Origin of the sequence: Roseibium sp. SCP15, assembly GCF_040329435.1 — a bacterium.
Taxonomy (GTDB): domain Bacteria; phylum Pseudomonadota; class Alphaproteobacteria; order Rhizobiales; family Stappiaceae; genus Roseibium.
On the sequence record NZ_JBDZYI010000003.1, the window covers coordinates 461594 to 482711 of the forward strand.

A 21118-nucleotide genomic window follows, 5' to 3' on the forward strand; every position below is an offset into this window, starting at 1 on the left:
GCACCTTAAACTATTCTCAGAAGCTCATCGAAGAGTTCGTTGATCGTCTGCATGACACGGGCATTGGCCGCATAGGCGTTTTCCAACTGAACCATGAAAGCCAATTCGGCATCGAGATCCACGGCATAGCTTTCCTCGTACCGGATGGCGAGGTTCGAAGTCAGCGCTTCCTTGGATTTCGAGTAAGTCGCCGCGTCTTCGGCCTGATTGCCCTGAAACGCGACGGTCTGGTTTACAAAATCAACCACCGATCCTTTGAACGGAGTTGAGGAACTGCCAATTCCTGATGTCGGATCGTAATAATTTGCGCCGTTGTTGAGCGCATTTGCGAGGTATTGCGCACGAGCCGGGTCGTTCGTTGTATTTGCCGTCGGAGTGGTCTGGTAGTTCACCAGCAGCGCACTGTCTGCCAGAAGATCCGGATTGATTGCGATACCACTTGCATATCCAAGGCGCTGTCCGCCATCTTCGAGCGAGTCGGTAAAAAGCTCCGGAGTGTCGCGCTTGTCGACGAAAATCGCCAAACCGAGTCCCTGGTCAGAGTTCGCTGTTACCGTGACATTGGCGGAAAGGCTTTGGACGCTTGTGGGTGCTCCAGCATCACCCAGAACCCGCAGATTATCCGAACCGTCATTGCTGACCTGAAGACCTGTGGCACCGAGCGCGGCTACGATATTTGTAATGTAGGTTGCCGGCGTCCCGCTGGAAATATCAATGCCGAACACAGTGTCGTTCGGGTTCGCGGTCGCTCCATTGTCCAGTGGCAACAAGGACGGATCATCGACCGCAACGAGTGTAACGGTCTGGCTCTGCCCGAGTGTGTCGGTATATTCCAAGGTGACTGTGTTGCCTGGCTGAAGAGCAGAAACATCGAGGTCGAAACCAGTGTCAGGTCCCACCGTTGCAGCCGAGCTTTCGATGGTGACGTTTGAAAAAGCCAGAGACATTTCCGCTGCGATGGTATCGAGCTGCTTCTGTGCTTCGACCAGAATGTCGTCTCGCAGTTCAGCGGTCGCCACCATCGCGCCGGATTTAGATCCGGCAATCAGATCATATGTCGTCCCGCCAGGTGTCGTGACCATGACCGAGTTGCCTGCCTGCCCCGGTTGGAGCAAGTGCGTCGCGGAAAAACTCAGCGTCGAAGCCTGATTGTCCGCGTAAAGCTGCTGACCATCGGCTGTCTGGATGAAAAGCGTTTCGTTTGCACCCTTGGTGACGGTTACGTCCAGATATCCGGAAAGCTGCTCGACAAGCCTGTCTCGCTGGTCTTCCATTTCCGCGGTCGTGACACCGGCCTGGGCGGCATCGCGAATGGCGGAGTCGATGTCTTCGATGCCGGAAAGCAATTCATTGACCGCATCCGTCTGGCGCGAAAGCGAGTCGTCCGCTTCCTGCCGCAGATCTGCGATTTGCTCATAAGAAGAATTCAGTTCACGCGCAAAAGCATCAGCCGCTGCCACGACTTCCTGTTGAGCCGCATAGTTGCCTGGATCGTTGACGAGTGTCTGCAATGAAGATGACAACTGACCTGCAAGCGCTGAAAGGCTGCTCTTGTCATCGATCGTGCCGAAAATATCATCAAGACGGTCGGTATAGTCGGCAATTTGCTTGGCGTAATTGGTGTCGGCGAGTGAGTTGAAATAGTCCGACTGGATCTGCTCATTCACCACCCGCCGGACTTCGGTTGCAGAGATACCTGCAACATTCCCCTGGCCGTCGAAATAGGCATTTGCCGATACGGTCTTCTTTGAATAGCCCGCCGTGTCGGCATTCGCGATGTTGGCTGCAGTTACATCCAACTGCCGCTGATTGTAGGTAATTCCGAAGACCGCGGTGTTGAGGGCGCTTGTCAGACCCATTGCGGATTCTCCTTCGCTCGACGCCAGACGACCGGGGAAACCGGCAGGTCAGTACCCGCCGGTTTACTGGTCAGTGTTACCGGATCATGTTCAGGGCGCTGTCCAGCATCTCATCCGCGGAGGTCACAATCCGGGAGTTTGCCGAATAGGCCTGCTGCGTGATGATGAGTTTGGAAAACTCGTCGGCGATATCCGCGTTGGACAGCTCCAGCTTCTTGGCGAGGATCTGTCCTCCACCTGTAAGATCCGCCTCTCCGGAAGACGTGGTTGCTGCAAATCCGGCACCGTCAACCCGGCGCAGATTCTGCTCCGCCTCGAATGTTGCCAGCGGAATTTCATAGACCGCGCGCTGCTGGTTGTTGGAATAGCTGGCGATCACTCGCCCGGATTCATCAACCGCAACACCTGTCAATTCACCGGCCGCATAGCCATCCTGGTCGAGTGAAACTGAACTCGCAACCCCATCAGGATCCGAGTATTGCGTCAGCGAACCGTTTGCGAACGAGACTTCAACATTCGAAGCAGTCACACCGCCGATATCGAGCGATGTAATCGTCAACCCTGTGTTCGCGGCATTTGCAGTACCGATGACACCATCAGCCACGTCGATCAAGGCGCCGGCTCCGTCGAATTCCATTGAGGCAACGTCATACCAGGAGTTTGTCGCGTCTCCGCCGGTGCCGACATACATTGTCCAAACATCATTCACAACCGCAGGTGTCGTGGCTGCGTTCTGCGTTTTCGCATAACGAACCTCGACGTTCATCGCAGTACCATTCTGGTTGTAGATGGTGATGGAACCGCCGGAAATCGATGTGTCAAGAAAGTCCTGATTGTTGGCAACGGCCACATTGCCGGCACCAACTGAAGCAGCCAAGAGTGCAGTAGCCTCATCTGAGCCATCATAATCGGTGGTGTTTGGCACACGCGGCAGGTTTGCCTGATACTCGACCGTTGTCGTTGCCGAAGCAGCCAACGGCTGATTATCGATCTGAATAACGGTCGGATTATCGCCAATCGCGTTGCCTGTGTCCGGATCAAGCGGAAAGCCTTGCAGATAGTAACCTGAGCTGTTGATCAGGTAACCTTCCTGGTTCCGTTCAAAGTCGCCGGCACGGGTGTAGAAGGTTTCGTCTGCAAACGTCGTTGATCCATCAACAACGTCCGCGGCCTGTGTCACGACGAAATAACCTTCGCCGTTGATGGCCATGTAGGTGTCCACTTCAACCGAGGAGATATCGCCCTGAACCGTATTGGTTGCGCGCGACGTTGCGAACGTCGTCCCCGAGACCTGCGTGGCCTGGGTATCGCCACCACCGGACACAAGATCGGAAAATGTCGTATCCAGCCTCTTGTAACCTGTCGTCTGCGAGTTGGCGACGTTACCGGAAATATTCTCCAGCGCCGTAGCCTGCGCAGTCAGACCGGAAACCGCCGAGTTGATAGCCCCATAAATACCCATGTTTCATCCTCTTGATCGATCGGGCACTGCATGTGCGGGCTTGCGCCCATAATCGCAGCCATACCCGCAAAGGGCGTGCCAACTCTTCCACGAACAAAATTATCTATTATATTTCAGCGCCTTAAAAACAGACACCTACATCTCACCCCACAAATGCACCCGGCAACCTGCTCCCGATCAGGCAAAAAATTCCCTGCCGGACCGGCAAGACTCTCCATGTGGGCAGCCTGGAACCCCTTTGACCTTTTTGAGACTTGCGATCCGGCTCGCAGCCTGCCACTTTCGCCCGACTGTAGACAGACGGACAAAACGATGCGCTTTGAAGGAACCGAGAATTATATCGCCACGGAAGATCTGCGGGTTGCCGTGAATGCGGCTGTTGCTCTGGAGCGGCCCTTGCTTGTCAAAGGCGAACCGGGCACAGGCAAAACAGTCCTGGCGGAACAGGTTGCCGAGGCTCTTGGCGCACCGCTCATCGAGTGGCATGTAAAATCCACCACCAAGGCCCAACAGGGGCTTTATGAGTATGATGCGGTCTCGCGCCTGCGTGACAGCCAGCTTGGCGATGAGCGGGTCAAGGACATCAACAACTACATCCGCAAGGGCAAACTCTGGGAAGCCTTCGACGCGCCGGTCAAGCCGGTTCTGCTGATCGACGAGATCGACAAGGCAGACATCGAGTTTCCGAATGATCTTCTGCTTGAACTGGATCGCATGGAGTTTCACGTCTACGAAACAGGCGAGACCGTAAAGGCCAGGCAGCGCCCCGTGGTGATCATCACCTCAAACAACGAAAAAGACCTGCCGGACGCCTTTCTGCGCCGATGCTTCTTCCATTTCATCAAGTTCCCTGATGCAGAAACGATGACCGAAATCGTGGAAGTGCACTTCCCGGGAATCAAGAAACGGCTTCTGTCAGAGGCGCTGCGTCTTTTCTTCGATGTTCGCGATGTCCCCGGCCTGAAAAAGAAGCCCTCCACCTCCGAGCTGATCGACTGGATCAAACTGCTGCTCAACGAAGACGTCGATCCGGAAACGCTTCGTCAACAAGATGGTTCCAAACTGATCCCGCCGCTTCACGGTGCGCTGTTGAAAAACGAACAGGACGTTCATCTGTTCGAGCGGTTGGCGTTCATGGCCCGCCGGGAACGGACCTGACCAACGGGAGACCGAATTGCTGAGAGCTGCTGCAGTCCTGGTATTGCTCGCCGCTATGGGCTGGCCACGGCCGGGCCTGGTCATGTCCACAGCGAACGCCCAGGTGCCTCCGGAAAAGGATGCGGGTTGGCAAAGCGATGTCGGCGGCCTCCGGCACTTTACCGGTCTGCGTTGCCCTGATGTAGTCGGCGCCTATTTCCGCATCAAGGCCATGGAAGGCGATGCGGACAGTCTAGCCGGCTGCATCTACACCGGCCGGGATGGCATCACGGCTGTCCTGCGCAAGCATCTTCAGTCCGGAGGACGCCGACAGGCCCTGAAATTTTCCAGAAACTACAAGGCTGCCGGTTTCGAGCCAATCACTTTGACCGGCGCAGCAGCTTCGGGAATTTCCTTCCGGACGCGCAACTGGACCCCAACCAGCCTGTGTGAAACGCTTTGGTACTTCTCGGGCACCGATGCGGACTATACGCTATGGCTCGCCTATACTTTGCCAACTCAGGATATAGAGGTGGGACCGGCACTGGACTCCTTCACCAACGTTCTGGCAAAGCAGAATTAGACGGGCTGGAAGCCATTACGCCATCCCCGACAGACGACTTGCGGAAGAGTGACTGGAACAAGACATGCGGCTCCTGCTTTTGAGACATGCAAAGTCTGATTGGGGTGACCCGAGCCTTGCCGACATCGACAGGCCCCTGAACCGGCGCGGCAAGTCCGCAGCGGGTGAAATCGCAAGATACATGAAATCTGAGCGATTGGTGCCAAACCGCATCTTGTGTTCAACATCCCAACGCACGCGCGAGACCTTGGCGAAGGTGTTGCCATATCTTCAGCAAGAGGCACAAATTCTGCTTCTCTCGGACCTCTATCTGCAAAGCGAGGACGACTACACCGGCTTGATCCGCAAGCACGGTGGCAGAGCCCAGAACCTCATGATCATCGGGCACAATCCGGCAACGGAGGAAACAGCACTTTCCCTCGCAGGCACAGGAAAGACGGAGGCAATGGATGACCTTCGCATCAAGTATCCCACCGCAGCGCTGGCCGTAATCGATTTCGATATTAATGACTGGTCCGAGCTAAAAGCCAAAACCGGCCACCTGGAAAGATTTGTAAAACCCAGAGATCTCTAGGCGCCCCTGCCACGCAGCAGGTTACCGGCTCAAAGCAGATTGCACATCCCGTCAACCACCCTTACATGAACGCCCTGGAGGCGCTCGTGAACCCATTGACGACATTGACAGAAGAAACCCGGCTGACACTGGCCAACCTAGCCGACGCTGCCAGCGATTTGGCTGTGCCCAGCTTGAGGCTTGGTGTCACCGGGCTTGCGAGGGCCGGCAAGACAGTCTTTCTGACTGCCATGGTGCATAACCTGGTTCATGGTGGGCGGCTTCCGGTTTTCAGCGCGGCCGCGGGACACCGCATGACAGGCGCCAAGTTGCAGCCGCAACCGGACGATGCCGTGCCTCGTTTCGACTACGAGGCACACGTCAGGGCTTTGGTGAATGAGCGCATCTGGCCGGAATCGACACGCCAGGTCTCCGAGCTACGGTTGACGATCGACTACGAAAGCGCTTCGTATTTTTATCGCAAGCTGGGCCCAGGCCGGTTGCATGTGGATCTGATCGACTATCCTGGCGAATGGCTGCTGGATCTTCCGCTCCTCAACAAGGACTATGCCACCTTCTCGGCAGAAGCCCTGTCTCGGGCACGTGCGAAAAACCGGGCGCAGATTGCGGAACCGTTCTTGCAATCTCTGGCCAAAGTGTCTCCCGACACCGAAGAAAATGAGCTGTCGGCGCAAGAACTCTCCGCAAGTTTCAAAGCCTATCTGGCCGCTTGCAGAAACGATACGCTTGCACTTTCTATGTTGCCTCCCGGCAGGTTCCTGATGCCAGGTGACCTGGACGGGTCTCCTGCCCTGACATTTGCCCCTCTGGATATTCCTCCAGACACAGGTCCTGCACGAACGGGAACGTTCCGTGCGATGATGGAACGGCGCTATGAGGCCTACAAGACTCATGTGGTTCGCCCCTTCTTCCGCAATCACTTTGCCCGGCTCGACCGGCAGATCGTGCTCGTTGACGTTCTGCACGCGTTGAACGCAGGACCGCATGCGATGGCGGATCTCGAAGTTGCCCTGAGTGAAGTGCTCGGAGCATTCCGGCCTGGCAGACGCAGCTGGTTATCCTCTATCCTGACCAGACGAATTGACAGGATTCTGTTTGCGGCAACGAAAGCAGATCATTTGCACAGGACCGATCATGACCGACTGGAGGCGATCCTGAAACGTCTTGTCACCAGAGCGGAAGAACGTGCCCGCTTCAAGGGAGCCGAGGTGGATGTACTGGCCATGGCTGCGGTCCGTGCGACGCGCGAAGCGACCGTCAAGCATCGTTCCGAAGAGCTCCCCGCCATTCTAGGAACACCGCTGCCGGGAGAGCGCCTGAACGGCGACACCTTTGACGGCAAGACTGAAATAGCCATGTTTCCCGGAGACTTACCGCAAAATCCTGAATCACTTTTCGACAAAGATGAATCGGATTGTGAGGAAGCGCGGCCAAGTTTTCAATCAGCCCAGGCCGATCTCAAGTTCCTGCGCTTCCGCCCGCCGGAGCTCGACAGAACCGCGGAGGGACTGACGCTGTCCCTGCCACATATCCGGCTGGACCGTGCCCTTGAATTTCTGATTGGAGATCGTCTGGCATGACCGGTACCAACGCCCCTTCCGGCCGCAAGCCAACCGCATTTCGCCTGGATGACAACAAAGTGCGCATGACGGATGACGAGAACAAGGTTCCCGTCGCAGGCGAAGCACTGGTGACGCAAACCTTCTACGAAGAAGACGAACCTCGCCTGCCACGTGCCGCCAGCACCCCGAAGACCGGGGTCAGTTTTGGCAAGTGGCTTATGATCGGCCTTTCCGGTCTGGTGTCACTTGCAATTGGTCTTGCGGTCGACAGCCTGATCCGAGATCTGTTCACCCGTACCGACTGGCTCGGTTGGATGGGAGTTGCCCTGGCTGCTCTCGCGGCTCTGGGCTTGCTTGGTCTCGCCGGAAGAGAAATTGCCGGTCTCTTGCGCCTCAATCGGATCGATCACCTCAGGGATCAGCTCCAGACAGCAGCCGATGAAGACGATTCAAGGGCAGCAACAACCGGATTGAAGGAGCTGCTCGCGCTTTACCGTGATCGTCCGGAAACGGCCCAGGGCCGCAAGGTTCTTGCCGGGCATATGCAGGAAGTTATCGACGGCCGCGACCTCGTCAAACTCGCCGAACGGGATCTGCTGGCTCCCCTCGACCTGGAAGCGCGCCGAATTGTCATGAACAGCGCCAAAAGGGTTTCAATCGTCACCGCAGTCAGCCCAAGAGCACTGGTGGACCTGCTGGCGGTTCTGTTCGAAAACCTGCGCACCATACGCCGCCTTTCCGCTCTTTATGGCGGTCGTCCGGGCACCCTAGGTTTCCTGCGCCTTGCGAAACATGTTGCAACACATCTGGCGGTAACCGGCGGCATGGCCGCTGGCGACAGCCTGGCTTCTCAGGTCCTCGGACATGGCCTTGCTGCCCGTTTGTCGGCGCGACTGGGTGAAGGCGTCGTCAACGGCCTTCTGACCGCCCGCATCGGCATCGCCGCCATCTCCGTCTGCCGCCCCGCTCCCTTTATCAGCGACAACGGCCCAACCATTTCTGACTTTATGGGAGAACTTATCTCGACAACCGAACAGAATCCAAACGGCCAATCGGAAAAGGCCTGAGATTCCAGTCAGCCAGCACCAAATCGACGTGAGCAACTTGAGCGTGAAGGCTCGCGCGGCGCCTTCCAGAAGCATGCGTGAAAACACTCAGAAACAATCGCTTGCGATTTAAAAAATTAAAGTTTATTCAGACGTTTACCAACCAAATTAAACTTAGAATTTCAGTTCCTCCCCATACTCGCGCTCTAGTCTGACAATGCAAAAGAAACAATTCTCCGCTTGGAAAGCCAAGATCCAAAAAGCTGCAAAATTAAACGGGGACAGCGGGTCGTTCGCGGCATTTTTCACACTTGTTGCATTCACGTCGGCAATTTCAGACGAGGTTGCAGCGGCTGATTTCACGATAACATCCGGAACCACCATAACAGCCAGTCAGAGCTTAACCGACGTTGGTGACAAAGGAGTCATCGAAGAGGAAGGACAGTTAATTCTATTTGCTCCATACGCAGTGAGCATGAGCAACCATGATCAGGTCCTGATAAATAACGGCAACATCCTAACCAGTTACAATACTATTTTCCAATCAGCCACCAGTATAGTTTCGAGCGGAGATAATGCAGTTATAATCAATAATGGACTGATTGAAACTTTTGCCTACGGCAATCATGAAGCAGCTGCAATAGAAACCAGTGGCGACAACTCCGAAATTAGCAATACTGGAATAATTACTTTGGTAGAATCGGATTCGCGAGGAATACTATCCCATGGCGATAACGCAAGCATAGTAAATACTGGCACAATCTTGCTAGAGGGGTCGCGATCTGAAGGGGTCGAAATTGGCGGGACTGATAGCCTGTTTCGAAATGACGGCAACATTACCTCCTCCGCCTCCTCGAACGTCGGCATAAGAAACTATGGCGTAAACACAGTTGCGATCAACAACGGCACGATTTCATTGTCAGGTTACGGCAGCGACGGAGTTTATTTTCAGTCCGACGGTGGTTACTTCATCAATTCCGGTCTCATCTCTACTACTGGTGAGTCCGGGCACGGATTTGAAGGAAGAGGATTTTTGGGCGGAGGGAACAACCTGTCCGTCACAAACAGTGGAACAATTTTAACCAGCGGACCAACGGCAAACGGTATTGTTTTTTACGACAGTGACAATGCAAGCGTCACAAATAGCGGCATCGTGTCGGTAAGTGGTTCGGGTTCGAACGCAATTGAAGTTCTTGGAAACAACGCTTCGATAACAAACAACGGCAGCTTAATTAGCAAAAACGGATACGCGATTCTGATAAACGGGTCCGATGCCACTGTTACGCTCAGTCGAGCTAGCAACATTCAGGGTTTGATCAGTTTCTCTTCACCCGGTACAGCGACATTAAACTTAGAGCAAGAGCGATCTTCAGTGCTCTCATTTGAGAGCCTTCCAGCAACAGTCAACGCAAATGGCCTACTGACTTCGATCTCTGGCAACACAATAACCACTATCGACACGAATGACTTTGGTCTGAACACAACTGGCGCATCCTTCAACACCATGACCCGCGAAGTGGTTGGCGCCGTAGCAGATCAACTGTCAAGCAGTCGGGCGCAGCAAACGACTTTTGTGGCTGCAAATGGCGTGGTCCCTGCTAGCGCGATACCCCGGACATCCGTTTGGGCTTCCCCGTTCGGTGGCATTTTGAACCGCGATGGTAGCAACGGCTACAAACATTCATTCGGTGGTTTCATGGCCGGCGCAGACAGGGCATTTTCGGTTGATCTGCGCGCAGGTTTGACCAGCGGATTTTCCCTGGGGCGCACAGACAGTGACGATGACATTCACTCCGCAGACGTCTACAGCATTATCGGCGGCGGTTACCTGACAAAGTCATGGCAAGAGACATTCGCTGATATCGTTTTGTTGGGTGGTTACCTTAAGAGCGACGACGAGATCCGCATATTGAACAACATGGTCGCTGGAGGAATTCAAAATCTGACAGTTAATTACGACTATGTTTACTTGAGCCCCTCCATTCAGCTGGGCCGTGACATTTCTGTCGGTGGTGCAACTCTAACGCCCAGCATCCGTACCCGCTATTCCGGCCTCTGGCAGATTGGCGACGCAAATGCTAATAACCTTGACTTTTCAATTAGCGATCGCTCCCTGCACGTTCTCGAGCTTCGTGGTCAGACCAGCTATGCCTTCGCCCCGATCACACACGATAACGGTTCGCTGCACTTAGGTGTGAAGGCGGGCATAGACGGTATTTTTACGCTTGAAGACAATGCAAACGGAAGTCTATCCGGCACTACCTTAAACTTGTCAATTGATGATGATGACGCGGTAGTCCGAGGCTTTGCGACAGCTGATGCAGTTTGGGAGACCAATGGCGGTGCCAAACTCTTTGCGTCACTGGGAGGCGGTTATGACAGCGCCGAGACAGTGTCGACCAACCTCCGCTTTGGTGCCAGAATTCCGTTCTGACAAAAGATACGCTCCTTCGCAATTTTCTGCTGGCGAAAGGCCGGAAATAGAATCGGGCAGGCAGCACACCCGGGAGGCCCAACATTCCTGCCTGCGTTCGGCGAGGCGCCTCCGATTGCCCACATTCGTCCCATGACCGAGGGCCGCTTCCAACCTCGACAGCTTGGCTTCGCCACGCTAGTTTCAAACCATGTTCATTACGTTTTTCACAGAACTGAAATCCGCTGGAGTTCCTGTCTCTCTGCGAGAATACCTGACGCTGATGGAAGCTCTGGACAAGGATCTTGCGGAGCGAAGCGTCGAGGATTTCTACTATCTTGCCCGCCTTTCCCTGGTGAAGGACGAAGGAAACCTGGATAAGTTTGATCGGGTTTTCTCTCATGTCTTCAAGGGGCTCGACCTGATGAGCGATGTCCCCACTACGGACATCCCGGAGGAATGGCTCCGCAAGCTTGCTGAAAAGCATCTGAGCGAGGAGGAAAAGGCTCAGATCGAAGCTCTCGGCGGGTTTGAGAAGCTGATGGAGACCCTTCGAGAACGTTTGAAGGAGCAGCAAAAACGTCACCAGGGCGGCAACAAGTGGATCGGTACGGCCGGCACCTCTCCCTTCGGGGCCTACGGCTACAACCCCGAAGGTGTGCGCATAGGACAGCACGAAAGCCGCCATCGCCGCGCTGTCAAGGTCTGGGACAAGCGAGAATTCAAGGACCTGGACGATACGCAACTGCTGGGCACCCGCAACATTCAGGTCGCCTTGAAACGGCTGCGAAACTTTGCCCGGACAGGTGCCGCCGAAGAGCTGGATCTCGACAACACCATACGCTCGACGGCGCACAAGGGTCTGCTTGATATCAAGATGCGCGCCGAGCGACACAACGCGGTCAAAGTATTGCTGTTCTTCGACATTGGCGGCTCGATGGATGACCACATCCGTGTGTGCGAAGAGCTCTTTTCCGCCGCCCGCTCCGAGTTCAAGGTGATGGAGCATTTCTACTTCCACAATTGTCTTTATGAATACGTCTGGAAGGAAAACCACCGTCGGCATACCGAGCGTATTCCGACCATGGATGTGCTGCACAAATATCCGGCAGACTACAAGATCATCTTTGTCGGCGACGCATCCATGAGCCCTTACGAAATTGCCTATCGTGGCGGCTCGGTTGAGCACTGGAACGAAGAGGCAGGTGAAACCTGGATGAAACGGATCACAGTGCTTTACAAGAGTGCAATCTGGCTGAATCCGGTCCGCGAAGAACATTGGCGCTACACGCACTCCATCAATATGCTCAATGAACTGATGGATGGCCGGATGTTCCCCATGACCGTGGAAGGCCTCACCGATGCCATGAAGGAACTGGCAAGGTGATCCCTCATGTCTGATCACTCAGCCACCGAGATCATTCCTTATTCGCCTGATCACAAAGAAGCCCTCATCACTTTGTCGCTCAGAGCCTGGGCCCCTGTTTTCGAGAAGATGAAAAGAGAGCTTCCCGTCTTTATCTACGATTCATTTTATCCAGATGGTTGGAAGGAACGTCAGTCGAAGGACGTTGCCGCCTTTCTGGTCGCAGAGGGTGCATGGACATTCGTCGCGGTGACTTCCGGTGAGGTATCGGGATTCGTCGGACTTCGCCTGCATCCGGATGACCAGATGGGAGAAGTCTACATTCTGGCGACCGATCCCGGACACCAGAGACAAGGCATCGCCAGTGCTTTGATAAGCCATGTTGAAGACCGGATGCGGCAGCAGGGCATGAAGATCTCCATGGTGGAAACTTCCGGAGACAGCGGCCACCTGCCGGCGCGCCAAACCTACGAAGCGGCTGGTTACGGTACCTTGCCGGTCGCCCGTTTTTTCAAGCAACTGTAGCCGGGACAAGGAGCTCTGTTTTCGCCAATGAGTGATCGTCCGACATCCAATCAGCAATCGACAATCCCGAGTGCCCACAGCTCAACCACCGGCATGATCGGTGGCGGCTTTTACGATGCCAACTCTGCCACCCAGTGGAACGCCATCGACACCGTGTTGCCCATGCTGGACGAAGCCGTTGCGAACCTGCCGCTTGAAGGGGCCGGACCAGTGACGCTGGCAGATTTCGGATGCGCTGAGGGCCGTAACTCGATCGCGGTCATGACGAGGGCTCTTGAAACCTTGCGTCCGCTGAACACCCGGCCTGTTCAAACTGTCCATTCGGACCTGCCTACCAACGATTTTTCCCAACTGCTTGCGCATTTGCGTCCCGACGGACACTCTGTTTTCGGTGGTGATAGTACCTTTTCCGCAGTCGTCGGCGGCTCCATGTATGACCAGCTTCTGCCGGATCGGAGTGTCCACCTCGCCACCACGTTCAACGCGATTGGATTTCTGTCCCGTCGCCCGCTTGCTGAGCTTCCCGGCTACATTTTTCCCAACGGCCCGAGCACACAAAGGGCAAACGGCTTTGTTACCGAGGAAGAGCGGCAGGCTTTTGCCCGGCAAGCCAACCAGGACGCTGTTCAATATCTCAAGGTCAGGGCGCGGGAACTGGTGCCTGGAGGAAAACTGTTGCTTCAGGTTTTTGGAGCCTCCCCGGAGGCACGCACCTGTGACGGGATCTACGACCTTCTCAACGACGCCGTCCTCGCTTTCGTCCAAACTGGTGACATTTCGAAAAAGACCTATGACCGCTACTATCAGCCGGTCTACCTGCGCCAGCTGGAGGAAATGACAGCCCCTGTCCTCGATCCCGCAGACAGCGTGTCTCAGCTCTACACCTTGAATGGATCGAAGTCCTACGAGATCACGGTCCCGTTCAACGAACAGTATCGGAAGGATGGTGATCTTGATCGCTATGCAAAGGATTACGTGAATTTCTTTCGCGCGTTCACCGAGACCGTCCTGCGCAACTCCCTGCCCGAAACGCCGGATCGGAATGATCTTGTAAACAGGGTCTATCAGCGTGCAGAAGAAATCCTGAAATCCGACCCAACCTCTTATCCGTTCCGCTATATCGCGATTGCGATGTTGCTGACACGAACCGGCTAAGCAGCGTTTTCCTGCTCGTCGTTCAAGCTCGTCTGACTCACTCCGGTAGTCACGTCTGCTGTGGCATCTTCGAGCATCGCATCGACGTCCGTCTGACCTTCCGCCGAATGCCCGCTTGCGACTGTCACCCGGTTGCGCCCGTCATCCTTCGACTTGTAGAGCGCATCATCCGCTGACTTCATCAGGTCCTGAGGCAAACGCCCGTGGCTTGGATATCCGGCAACTCCGCAGGAAATGGTGATCTTGGGAAGGTTCTTTTCGCCATAACGAACAACAATCTTCTCGATCGCTTCACGCAACTTCTCGGCAACGATGGCAGCAGCGTCCGTTGAACTGCTCGGGAGCAGAACCATGAACTCTTCACCACCCAAACGGCACGGAACCTGATCGCTCTCGCATGCTTCCTCAAGCATGGATCCGACGGCACGCAGCACCATGTCACCGGCATCGTGACCGTGATTGTCGTTGAACTTCTTGAAATGGTCGACGTCGATCGAAACCAGCGAGACCGGCTGTCCGCTGTGCTGGGACCGCTCCAGACTGGTCCTGAGAAGATCGATGAAATGGCGGCGGTTAAAGAGACCGGTCAGCGGATCGCGAATGGATTGATTGTGCAATTCGTCACGCATGCGCGTGTTGGCGATCGCAAGACTGACCTGTTCAGCCGCCATCTGCGCAAGCTTGCGCTGCTCCAGAAATTCTTCCTTGCTGGCCTGCGCAGACGGCGTCAGATGCATCAAACCGACTGTTTCCCCGTGAGCCAGGATCGGCAGGCAGAGATAAACCTCATCATCTTCGCCCGGCGTGACGTGTTCGCAGGCAAAGCTGACCTCACCATCGCCAAAGACATAAGGCCTTCCGCGGCGCAGTCCCCAGCAAGAGGTTGGCCTGATATGAGCTTCCAGCTTGCCGCCGTTCCAGGAGCAGGCCCCGTCCAGCACATCGCGTGAATTCGAGTAGACGTAAACCGCTCCCGCGCTGCTCGGCAGCAGCTTTGTCATGAAACGGCTAACCATCCCGAACAGTTCATCGAGGGAACTGCTCGATTGCAGCCACTCGTTCAGCTCAGAAAGCAGGCGGATTTCGCGGGTCAGTGCGGTCTGGCGCTGCTGCTCCACACGTTCCTGTTCCTGAACATTGATAAGATGGCGCTTGAAAGCGCGGAAGGCTCGGCCGATATCACCAATCTCGTCATTTCGGCCGACAGGCAATTCCGCGTCGAAATCGTTTCTGGAAAGACGGCGCAAGGCGTTCACCACATCCAGCAATGGCAGCGCGATGGTCCGTCGTCCAAGCCACATGGCCAGGAGAACCGAGAAACCGGCGGCTCCCAGTGAAATAAGTACAGTGAACCGAATTGCGTTGTGTTCATGAACTGCCGCTGCCCTGGCGGCGGATTCCGCAAGCGATTGAACCCGGAACAACAGCTGTTCCAGTTCCATATTGAATGCCAGGTGTTTGTCGCTGAGCACCTGAAGCTGTTCTTCAGCCTTCAGGGCGTCCCCAAACTTGGACTGGGACAGCACCTTGTTGATGGCAGTTGAATATCCGGTGTGCTCGTTGCTGATCCGATTGATGATTTCGAGAACGTCCGTGAACTCCGAAACCTGAGCCTCGGATTGCGCCATGGCAATTCCCTGTTCGGCTATCTCGGCCGCCTCGACAAATTCGTCGGAAATTTTGCCGGCCAGGTAGAGGAAACGTCCCTCTGTTTCTGCCTGCATTTCGCTACTCGCGAAGGAGTGCCCAAGACTGCGCGACAGGTTCAAACGCATCAGGCGTTCGATCAGAACGTTTTGTTCCAGCCTGTGGGTCGTCACATGGCCGATCGCTTCCGTTAACGGAACCTCCGCCTCTGCGATGAACTCGATCTCCTGACCGATCTTCCGGATCTGGTAGATCCCAACACCGGACGCGGCGACGACAAACGCAACGCAAATCGCCACGATGGTCAGAAGTTTTCCGGTGATTGTGTATCGAACCGCAGAACGCTTACGCATTGAATACTCCATACAACGTACCGTCGAGAGTCCGCTCAATGCGTTAAAATTGCATTATTTCAAAGAATCAACTTCTAAAGAGGAGTAGGCAAACAATTGAAATAACTAAGATTTCCAAAACTGCTCCGTCGAGGTTTGCGGTAAATTTACGTTCATTCCGGGTCGAAACCTGCAAGTCCGTCGCCGTAAAACACTTCAAGCGCAAATACGAAACAAGCCCGGAAACCTAAGTTTCCAGGCTGCCTTTGCGTTTCTCAATATCCTGATGTCAGCCTCTCCAAAAGCAGTCCCGCCAGACTATCGCTTCCGCTTTTGAGGGCTGGCGACGTGCCTCAGTTGCCGCGCAGAACCATCACGGAACACGGGGCGTGGCGCACGATGTGAGCTGCGTTGGAACCGATAAAATAAGTGGAAAGTCCGGGCTTGTGAGAGGTCATCAACACAAGGTCGCAACCTGACTTTTCCGCTTCCTCGATCACTTCGTGGTAAACCGCGCCCATTCTGACGTAGCAGTCCACTATGCCTTCTGGCACATCAAGTTCTGCTCCGATCTTGTCGAGGATGACTGTGGTTTCGTCGATCTCGCGCTTTTGCCAGCCGTCCGGCAACTGGCTGGCGACGAAACTTTGAACTTCCGGGCAAACCGCCATGAGGTGGATCTTGGCGCCATAGTCCCGTGCCAGCTGAGACGCCTTGTCGAGTGCGTCCTTGGCAAATCCCGGTTCAGCCGGGTCGACAGGGACAAGTATTTTCTTGAACATGGCTCATACCTCCAAGAGATGGTGTTGCCCACACATGGCGCCCAAAAAGAGGTGTCTGCCATGAGGCAGATCAATCCAGCTCCTCTCCGGCAAAATAGCGCCCGGGTGTTACGCCGAAGGCTTTCCTGAACGTCGCCACGAAAGCGCTCGGACCTTCGTAGCCAAGTTTGTGCGAGACGTCCGATACGCTACGGCCTGCCGCGAGCAGCTCCAGCGCACGAAACAATTTCACCTGCCTGCACCATGTTCTGTAACTCAGGCCGGTTTCGGCCTTGATCCGCCGCTCGAATGAACGAACGGATGTGGCACAGCGATCGGCGGCCTCGCTTAAGGAAGGGATATGTGCGGGACAGCGCACCACTCCCTCGCACAGGTCCCTGAGTCTGGCATCCTGAGGCATCGGCAACTGCAACGGGGCTGCCGGCAGCATTTTCAATTGATCCAGTATGACCGCGGCTATCCGCGCTGCAGGCCCGTCCTCCGTTTCCGATCGCGGATAGGACATGAACTCCAATATCAATGCACGCAGCAGGGTCGTCACCTGTATGACTTGCGGTGTCTGCGGCAAGTCCTGCGCATAGTCATATGGCACATAGATATAGCGAAGCTCTGTTTCCGTCAGATAACGGGTCTGATGACTTACTCTGGGAGGAAGCCAGAACGCACGTTCAGGGGGCGCGAAAAAGGTACCCAGCTCAGTGTCGATCGCTATCGATCCCTTGATGACGTGAAACAACTGAGCGGCGTCATGCGCGTGCCAGCCGTTGATGCCGATCCCGGAAGGCACACTTTTGGCATAGCCGATCAGTGGACTGTTCAGTTCCTCACTCGGGAACTCCGCTAGTTCTGGGTGTATGCTCATTTTCGCAACAGGTCCGGTTCGTTAGGCCCTCGCCTAATGTAACTCCTCGCCTCTCACCGGCAATACCGGCAAGTGAGGCGAAACTACTGATCGTCGGGAATGAACAGCTGCTCAATCGGCAATTCGAACTCCCTTGATATCCGGAAAGCCAAGGGCAGGCTCGGATCGTACCTGCCCCGTTCCAGCGCGATCACTGTCTGCCGGGTCACATCGAGCCTTTCTGCCAATTCAGCCTGAGACCACCCCCGCTCCTTTCTCAGTTGCTTCAAGTGGTTTCGCATCAGCTCTTCCAGCGAACCACGACTGTGGTGAAAGACCAAAGGACAAGCAAAAACGAAGCATACAGATTGAGATCGACGGAGAGCAAAGTATCCAGTTTTGCCAGAAACAGTGCGACGAACACCCCCACAAGCAGTGTGATTGCCCCGGCAATCGCCATGATATGCCGCTCTCGTTCATCGACATTGCGGAAGTAGCGCACTAGCGCCCAGAGCACCAGGAGCATGGGTACGGTCGCAAGAAAAGAAACCAGGAGATTAATTGTCAGACCCGATTTGTCTTCCAGATATCTGTGCGCAACGAAACTCGTCACCACGAACAGGGCCGTGGCTGCCAGGGTCTCGGCAACATACCGCCAGGATAGGCGATCAAATCTATTCATCGTCGTCTCCCCACATTCCATCAATGTAAAGCTAACTTTACATTTCCACACAGCAAGACTTTTGTAAAGCTCACTTTACATATTTCTTGAAATCCGCACTCTGCTGTCCGATTGCCTGTGACCTCCTCGGATCGGAACACACAAAATGGCAGCTCAGAAACATTCCATGACAAAACAGCGCTAACACGCAACCTACATTTGGGACTAGAAGCTTCTTTCAGATAATATGGATGTGACCTTTTCCGGTTTTGGAATGACTTACTTCACACAAAACGCATACCCGAACGAACGAAGCGGTTGGCGCTCGCCCGCAGTTCTTCTCATGATCATGGCTGGTGCCATGCAGCTGTCTTTCGCTGCCTGGTGGAACCTGATGAACAACTTCGCGGTTCAGGAGCTCGACTTCACTGGCCGCGAGATCGGCATTCAGCAGTCGATCCGGGAAATTCCCGGCTTCCTGAGCTTTCTGGCGGTCTATCTGTTGCTTGTCATGCGGGAGCAGACCCTTGCCTATGTTTCCCTGCTGCTGCTCGGCCTGGGTGTCGCCGTCACCGGATACTTCCCGACGGCGATGGGCTTCTACATAACCACGTTGGTCATGTCGATCGGCTTTCATTATTATGAAACCATGGCCCAGTCGCTATCGCTCCAATGGCTCCCCAAAGCCACAGCGGCTGCCAGCATGGGCAAGATCATATCGGTCGGAGCCTTTGCGCAATTGATTGCCTACGGCGTGATTTTTATCGCCTGGGAAATGTTCGACCTGTCTTTCACTGTGGTGTTCGCGATTGCCGGTGGCCTGACCCTGGTCGTTCTTGTTTTCCTCGTCCTCGCCTATCCGCATTTCAAGGAAGGCGTACCGCAGCACAAGAAGCTGATCCTGCGCAAGCGGTACTGGCTCTACTATGCCCTCACCTTCATGGCAGGCGCCCGGCGGCAGATCTTCACCGTTTTCGCCGGCTTCCTCATGGTCGAGCGGTTCGGCTACGACGTTCACGAAGTTGCGGGACTGTTTCTGCTCAACGGTGCTTTCAACATGGTGCTCGCTCCGAAGATCGGCAAACTGATCGTCCGCTTCGGCGAACGCAAGGCTCTCATCCTGGAATATATCGGCCTCTTCGGTGTGTTTGTCTGCTACGCCTTTGTGACAAACGCGACCCTGGCCGCTAGCCTCTACGTGATCGATCACGCGTTCTTCGCCATTGCCATCGCGATCAAGACCTATTTCCAGAAGATCGCCGACCCGGCAGATATTGCTCCGACGGCGGGTGTTGCTTTCACGATCAATCACATCGCGGCGGTGTTCATTCCGGTTCTGTTTGGCTTCATCTGGCTGATTTCGCCTGCGGCAGTGTTCCTGGCGGGCGCGGCCATGGCTTTGGTGAGCTTGTTCCTCGCCACGCTGATCCCAAGCAATCCCGACGATGGCCGGGAAGTCGATTTCTGGTTCCGCAAACAGGTTGCCCAGCCAGCGGAGTAGAAGCTTCCTAGCGATGAAAGTGCAACTCTAAATAAGGAACCCGCCGTCAGATGCCGGCGGGTTCCTTTGCCATTCGATTTGAAGAAGTCGGCGAATTAGGCCTGCCGTTCCGGGATATGAACAACCAGCCCGTCCAGCTCGCTGCTGACCTTGATCTGACATGAGAGGCGCGAGGTCGGCTTCACGTCGTAAGCAAAGTCCAGCATGTCTTCTTCCATCGGCTCCGCAGAACCGATCTTGTCGGACCATGCATCGTCAACATAGACGTGGCATGTGGCGCAGGCGCAGGCGCCGCCGCATTCCGCTTCAATACCCTGGACCATATTCTTGATGGCATTTTCCATCACCGTGGAGCCTTCAGCGGCCTCTACTTCGGTTTGGTTTCCATCAGCGGTGACAAAAGTGATTTTCGGCATAAGTCGCGTCCAAGCCTTGAATTGCGGGTTTCAGCTGAACCGAAATAAAGCTTCCAACAAAAAGGTCAAGGACTGTGCCGTTTCACAATCGCATTCTGCCGGATTTGTGGTGCGCAATTAGCCTGCAAGCAGATCGGAGATGTAACTATTAGCTTCATTGACAACCAGCTCGAGACCCTCGGTTGCAGCGTCGCCGGAAATCTTCATCTTCCCTTCCAGGATCTCGCAGACATTGGCGACCCGTTCCGCACCAATCGCCCTCGCCGACCCTTTCAGCGTGTGCACCAGATCGAGTTTGACCTGCATGTCGGTTTCGCTGGCAAGGCGATCCAGCGTGGAGGAAGATTGCGACTGAAAGAGATGCAGAACTTGAACTTCCAGATCCCTGTTCCCAAGCGTATTCGTAGCCAGTTGCACCAGATCAATCGGTGCCTCGGGGCCTGCGCGGCCGGAAACGCGGGCCATGGATGACGGGGCCATGAGGGTGCTCCAACTACTCTTTACATGCCTGACGGCACCCCGCCGCAAGCTTGTCTTCCCTCCATAGTGATCGGAAAGCTTCAAACACCCGGTTAAGCAGCCTGCCAAATCGCGGCTGCAACGGCGGTGTCCCCAAAAAATTGAATTCTTGGTTAACGCGCATTAATCAGTGATTACCAAGAACTTTCAAAAAGTCCTTGCATTTCTGCCATTTTCTTAAATGCATAAAATTTTAATGAAGTGATTCGCCGTTAACTTTTTTTGCGTTTTTGACTTGCGGACAGCGCCTCAATAGCTGCAGGCGTCAGCTTGCAGACCAGCCAATCGGGCTTGATTGGGTTGGAAAACCAAGGCTCTGCCCAACCTCCCTCAATGCAGGCCCGAATGGTGCGAGCCGGAATCTCCCGTCCCTGATCATCGAACAACGGGAGTTTCCCACCCGGCTGACCGAGCCCTCTTTTCAACCAACGCTTCTGCGGCGCTGATAAACTTCCCGCTTTAAGAGCAGCAGGTTGTCCACCTTCGCCCACACATCCCGCTACGTCATTTTTCTTCGATTCAGGCATCTAAACCGCCCCCTAAGTGATTCAGGCCATTGCTGTTTCTTGTTCGTTAGGAGAGATTGTGCCATTACAGTTACTGATGCGGCAAGATGGGGAGTATTCCGTCGATCGGAATGACGACGGTGGGTCAGCGGCGGCCCTCCCACAAAACAGGTTTTGCGGTGCTGTCCCGTGACCAGCACCGACAAGAATGACGCATCCGGTAGATACTGT

At 55.0% G+C, this 21118-nt stretch carries 20 protein-coding genes; 10 read left to right on the forward strand and 10 right to left on the reverse strand.

All coding sequences use genetic code 11. The annotated features are described in order from the left end of the window. Nucleotides 1-5: 5 nt before the first annotated feature. Both flgK and ABLO27_RS16025 read right to left on the reverse strand, forming a co-directional pair. Complete coding sequence (flgK, locus tag ABLO27_RS16020; RefSeq protein ID WP_353033936.1) at nt 6-1859, reverse strand: flagellar hook-associated protein FlgK; 1854 nt, start codon at nt 1857-1859, stop codon at nt 6-8. Between the two features lie 76 nt (nt 1860-1935). Beyond that, on the reverse strand, nt 1936-3321 hold the full coding sequence (locus ABLO27_RS16025) for a flagellar hook protein FlgE (protein ID WP_353033937.1): 1386 nt from the start codon (nt 3319-3321) through the stop codon (nt 1936-1938). Nucleotides 3322-3633: 312 nt separating this feature from the next. Between ABLO27_RS16025 and ABLO27_RS16030 the strand changes: the two genes are divergently transcribed. From ABLO27_RS16030 to ABLO27_RS16070, 9 genes are all read left to right on the forward strand, one after another. Next, complete coding sequence (locus ABLO27_RS16030) at nt 3634-4479, forward strand: AAA family ATPase (protein ID WP_353033938.1); 846 nt, start codon at nt 3634-3636, stop codon at nt 4477-4479. Nucleotides 4480-4495: 16 nt separating this feature from the next. Continuing rightward, nucleotides 4496-5041 (forward strand): hypothetical protein, encoded by a 546-nt coding sequence (locus tag ABLO27_RS16035; protein ID WP_353033939.1) that lies wholly within the window; start codon nt 4496-4498, stop codon nt 5039-5041. A gap of 64 nt (nt 5042-5105) precedes the next feature. Next, nucleotides 5106-5615, forward strand: a complete 510-nt coding sequence (locus ABLO27_RS16040; RefSeq protein ID WP_353033940.1) for a SixA phosphatase family protein — start codon at nt 5106-5108, stop codon at nt 5613-5615. An 86-nt stretch (nt 5616-5701) separates the two neighbouring features. Then, nucleotides 5702-7195 carry a YcjX family protein gene (locus ABLO27_RS16045; protein ID WP_353033941.1) on the forward strand — a complete coding sequence of 498 codons (1494 nt, stop codon included), beginning with the start codon at nt 5702-5704 and terminating at the stop codon, nt 7193-7195. Next, complete coding sequence (locus tag ABLO27_RS16050) at nt 7192-8244, forward strand: YcjF family protein (protein ID WP_353033942.1); 1053 nt, start codon at nt 7192-7194, stop codon at nt 8242-8244. The genes ABLO27_RS16045 and ABLO27_RS16050 overlap by 4 nt, the downstream gene beginning before the upstream one ends. Nucleotides 8245-8440: 196 nt before the next feature. Next, on the forward strand, nt 8441-10657 hold the full coding sequence (locus ABLO27_RS16055) for an autotransporter domain-containing protein (protein ID WP_353033943.1): 2217 nt from the start codon (nt 8441-8443) through the stop codon (nt 10655-10657). A 190-nt stretch (nt 10658-10847) separates the two neighbouring features. After that, nucleotides 10848-12023, forward strand: coding sequence for a vWA domain-containing protein (locus tag ABLO27_RS16060; RefSeq protein WP_353033944.1), 1176 nt, complete (start codon nt 10848-10850; stop codon nt 12021-12023). Between the two features lie 6 nt (nt 12024-12029). Further along, nucleotides 12030-12527 (forward strand): GNAT family N-acetyltransferase, encoded by a 498-nt coding sequence (locus tag ABLO27_RS16065; protein WP_353033945.1) that lies wholly within the window; start codon nt 12030-12032, stop codon nt 12525-12527. A 27-nt stretch (nt 12528-12554) separates the two neighbouring features. After that, on the forward strand, nt 12555-13682 hold the full coding sequence (locus tag ABLO27_RS16070) for a hypothetical protein (protein ID WP_353033946.1): 1128 nt from the start codon (nt 12555-12557) through the stop codon (nt 13680-13682). On the opposite strand, the gene ABLO27_RS16075 is transcribed toward ABLO27_RS16070, so the two are convergent. The 5 genes from ABLO27_RS16075 to ABLO27_RS16095 all read right to left on the reverse strand — a co-directional run bounded on the left by ABLO27_RS16075 (nt 13679) and on the right by ABLO27_RS16095 (nt 17966). Then, complete coding sequence (locus ABLO27_RS16075) at nt 13679-15682, reverse strand: sensor domain-containing diguanylate cyclase (protein ID WP_353033947.1); 2004 nt, start codon at nt 15680-15682, stop codon at nt 13679-13681. The genes ABLO27_RS16070 and ABLO27_RS16075 overlap by 4 nt on opposite strands. A 332-nt stretch (nt 15683-16014) precedes the next feature. After that, on the reverse strand, nt 16015-16443 hold the full coding sequence (locus ABLO27_RS16080) for a universal stress protein (protein ID WP_353033948.1): 429 nt from the start codon (nt 16441-16443) through the stop codon (nt 16015-16017). A 70-nt stretch (nt 16444-16513) separates the two neighbouring features. Next, the gene (locus tag ABLO27_RS16085) at nt 16514-17305 is read right to left on the reverse strand and encodes an AraC family transcriptional regulator (RefSeq protein ID WP_353033949.1); all 792 of its coding nucleotides are present in this window, start codon (nt 17303-17305) and stop codon (nt 16514-16516) included. 83 nt (nt 17306-17388) lie between these two features. Then, nucleotides 17389-17586, reverse strand: coding sequence for a helix-turn-helix transcriptional regulator (locus ABLO27_RS16090; RefSeq protein WP_353033950.1), 198 nt, complete (start codon nt 17584-17586; stop codon nt 17389-17391). Continuing rightward, the gene (locus ABLO27_RS16095) at nt 17586-17966 is read right to left on the reverse strand and encodes a hypothetical protein (protein ID WP_353033951.1); all 381 of its coding nucleotides are present in this window, start codon (nt 17964-17966) and stop codon (nt 17586-17588) included. Before ABLO27_RS16095 ends, ABLO27_RS16090 begins: the two co-directional genes overlap by 1 nt. Nucleotides 17967-18192: 226 nt before the next feature. Here ABLO27_RS16095 and ABLO27_RS16100 point away from each other — a divergent pair, with 226 nt between their 5' ends. Next, nucleotides 18193-19446: an MFS transporter gene (locus tag ABLO27_RS16100; protein WP_353033952.1), complete on the forward strand. Its 1254-nt coding sequence runs from the start codon at nt 18193-18195 to the stop codon at nt 19444-19446. A gap of 95 nt (nt 19447-19541) precedes the next feature. On the opposite strand, the gene ABLO27_RS16105 is transcribed toward ABLO27_RS16100, so the two are convergent. From ABLO27_RS16105 to ABLO27_RS16115, 3 genes are all read right to left on the reverse strand, one after another. Continuing rightward, nucleotides 19542-19862: a 2Fe-2S iron-sulfur cluster-binding protein gene (locus ABLO27_RS16105; RefSeq protein WP_352944909.1), complete on the reverse strand. Its 321-nt coding sequence runs from the start codon at nt 19860-19862 to the stop codon at nt 19542-19544. Between the two features lie 117 nt (nt 19863-19979). Further along, nucleotides 19980-20342 carry an Hpt domain-containing protein gene (locus ABLO27_RS16110; protein ID WP_353033953.1) on the reverse strand — a complete coding sequence of 121 codons (363 nt, stop codon included), beginning with the start codon at nt 20340-20342 and terminating at the stop codon, nt 19980-19982. Between the two features lie 251 nt (nt 20343-20593). Beyond that, nucleotides 20594-20908: a hypothetical protein gene (locus tag ABLO27_RS16115; RefSeq protein WP_353033954.1), complete on the reverse strand. Its 315-nt coding sequence runs from the start codon at nt 20906-20908 to the stop codon at nt 20594-20596. Between the last annotated feature and the right edge of the window lie 210 nt (nt 20909-21118).

Excerpts from the sequence above, each read along its gene's own strand:
- flgK (WP_353033936.1), bottom strand. The coding sequence starts at position 1,859 with ATGGGTCTGACAAGCGCCCTCAACACCGCGGTCTTCGGAATTACCTAC.
- ABLO27_RS16025 (WP_353033937.1), bottom strand. The coding sequence starts at position 3,321 with ATGGGTATTTATGGGGCTATCAACTCGGCGGTTTCCGGTCTGACTGCG.
- ABLO27_RS16030 (WP_353033938.1), top strand. The coding sequence starts at position 3,634 with ATGCGCTTTGAAGGAACCGAGAATTATATCGCCACGGAAGATCTGCGG.
- ABLO27_RS16040 (WP_353033940.1), top strand. The coding sequence starts at position 5,106 with ATGCGGCTCCTGCTTTTGAGACATGCAAAGTCTGATTGGGGTGACCCG.
- ABLO27_RS16050 (WP_353033942.1), top strand. The coding sequence starts at position 7,192 with ATGACCGGTACCAACGCCCCTTCCGGCCGCAAGCCAACCGCATTTCGC.
- ABLO27_RS16055 (WP_353033943.1), top strand. The coding sequence starts at position 8,441 with ATGCAAAAGAAACAATTCTCCGCTTGGAAAGCCAAGATCCAAAAAGCT.
- ABLO27_RS16060 (WP_353033944.1), top strand. The coding sequence starts at position 10,848 with ATGTTCATTACGTTTTTCACAGAACTGAAATCCGCTGGAGTTCCTGTC.
- ABLO27_RS16065 (WP_353033945.1), top strand. The coding sequence starts at position 12,030 with ATGTCTGATCACTCAGCCACCGAGATCATTCCTTATTCGCCTGATCAC.
- ABLO27_RS16070 (WP_353033946.1), top strand. The coding sequence starts at position 12,555 with ATGAGTGATCGTCCGACATCCAATCAGCAATCGACAATCCCGAGTGCC.
- ABLO27_RS16075 (WP_353033947.1), bottom strand. The coding sequence starts at position 15,682 with ATGCGTAAGCGTTCTGCGGTTCGATACACAATCACCGGAAAACTTCTG.
- ABLO27_RS16080 (WP_353033948.1), bottom strand. The coding sequence starts at position 16,443 with ATGTTCAAGAAAATACTTGTCCCTGTCGACCCGGCTGAACCGGGATTT.
- ABLO27_RS16085 (WP_353033949.1), bottom strand. The coding sequence starts at position 17,305 with ATGAGCATACACCCAGAACTAGCGGAGTTCCCGAGTGAGGAACTGAAC.
- ABLO27_RS16090 (WP_353033950.1), bottom strand. The coding sequence starts at position 17,586 with ATGCGAAACCACTTGAAGCAACTGAGAAAGGAGCGGGGGTGGTCTCAG.
- ABLO27_RS16095 (WP_353033951.1), bottom strand. The coding sequence starts at position 17,966 with ATGAATAGATTTGATCGCCTATCCTGGCGGTATGTTGCCGAGACCCTG.
- ABLO27_RS16100 (WP_353033952.1), top strand. The coding sequence starts at position 18,193 with ATGGATGTGACCTTTTCCGGTTTTGGAATGACTTACTTCACACAAAAC.
- ABLO27_RS16105 (WP_352944909.1), bottom strand. The coding sequence starts at position 19,862 with ATGCCGAAAATCACTTTTGTCACCGCTGATGGAAACCAAACCGAAGTA.
- ABLO27_RS16110 (WP_353033953.1), bottom strand. The coding sequence starts at position 20,342 with ATGGCCCCGTCATCCATGGCCCGCGTTTCCGGCCGCGCAGGCCCCGAG.
- ABLO27_RS16115 (WP_353033954.1), bottom strand. The coding sequence starts at position 20,908 with ATGCCTGAATCGAAGAAAAATGACGTAGCGGGATGTGTGGGCGAAGGT.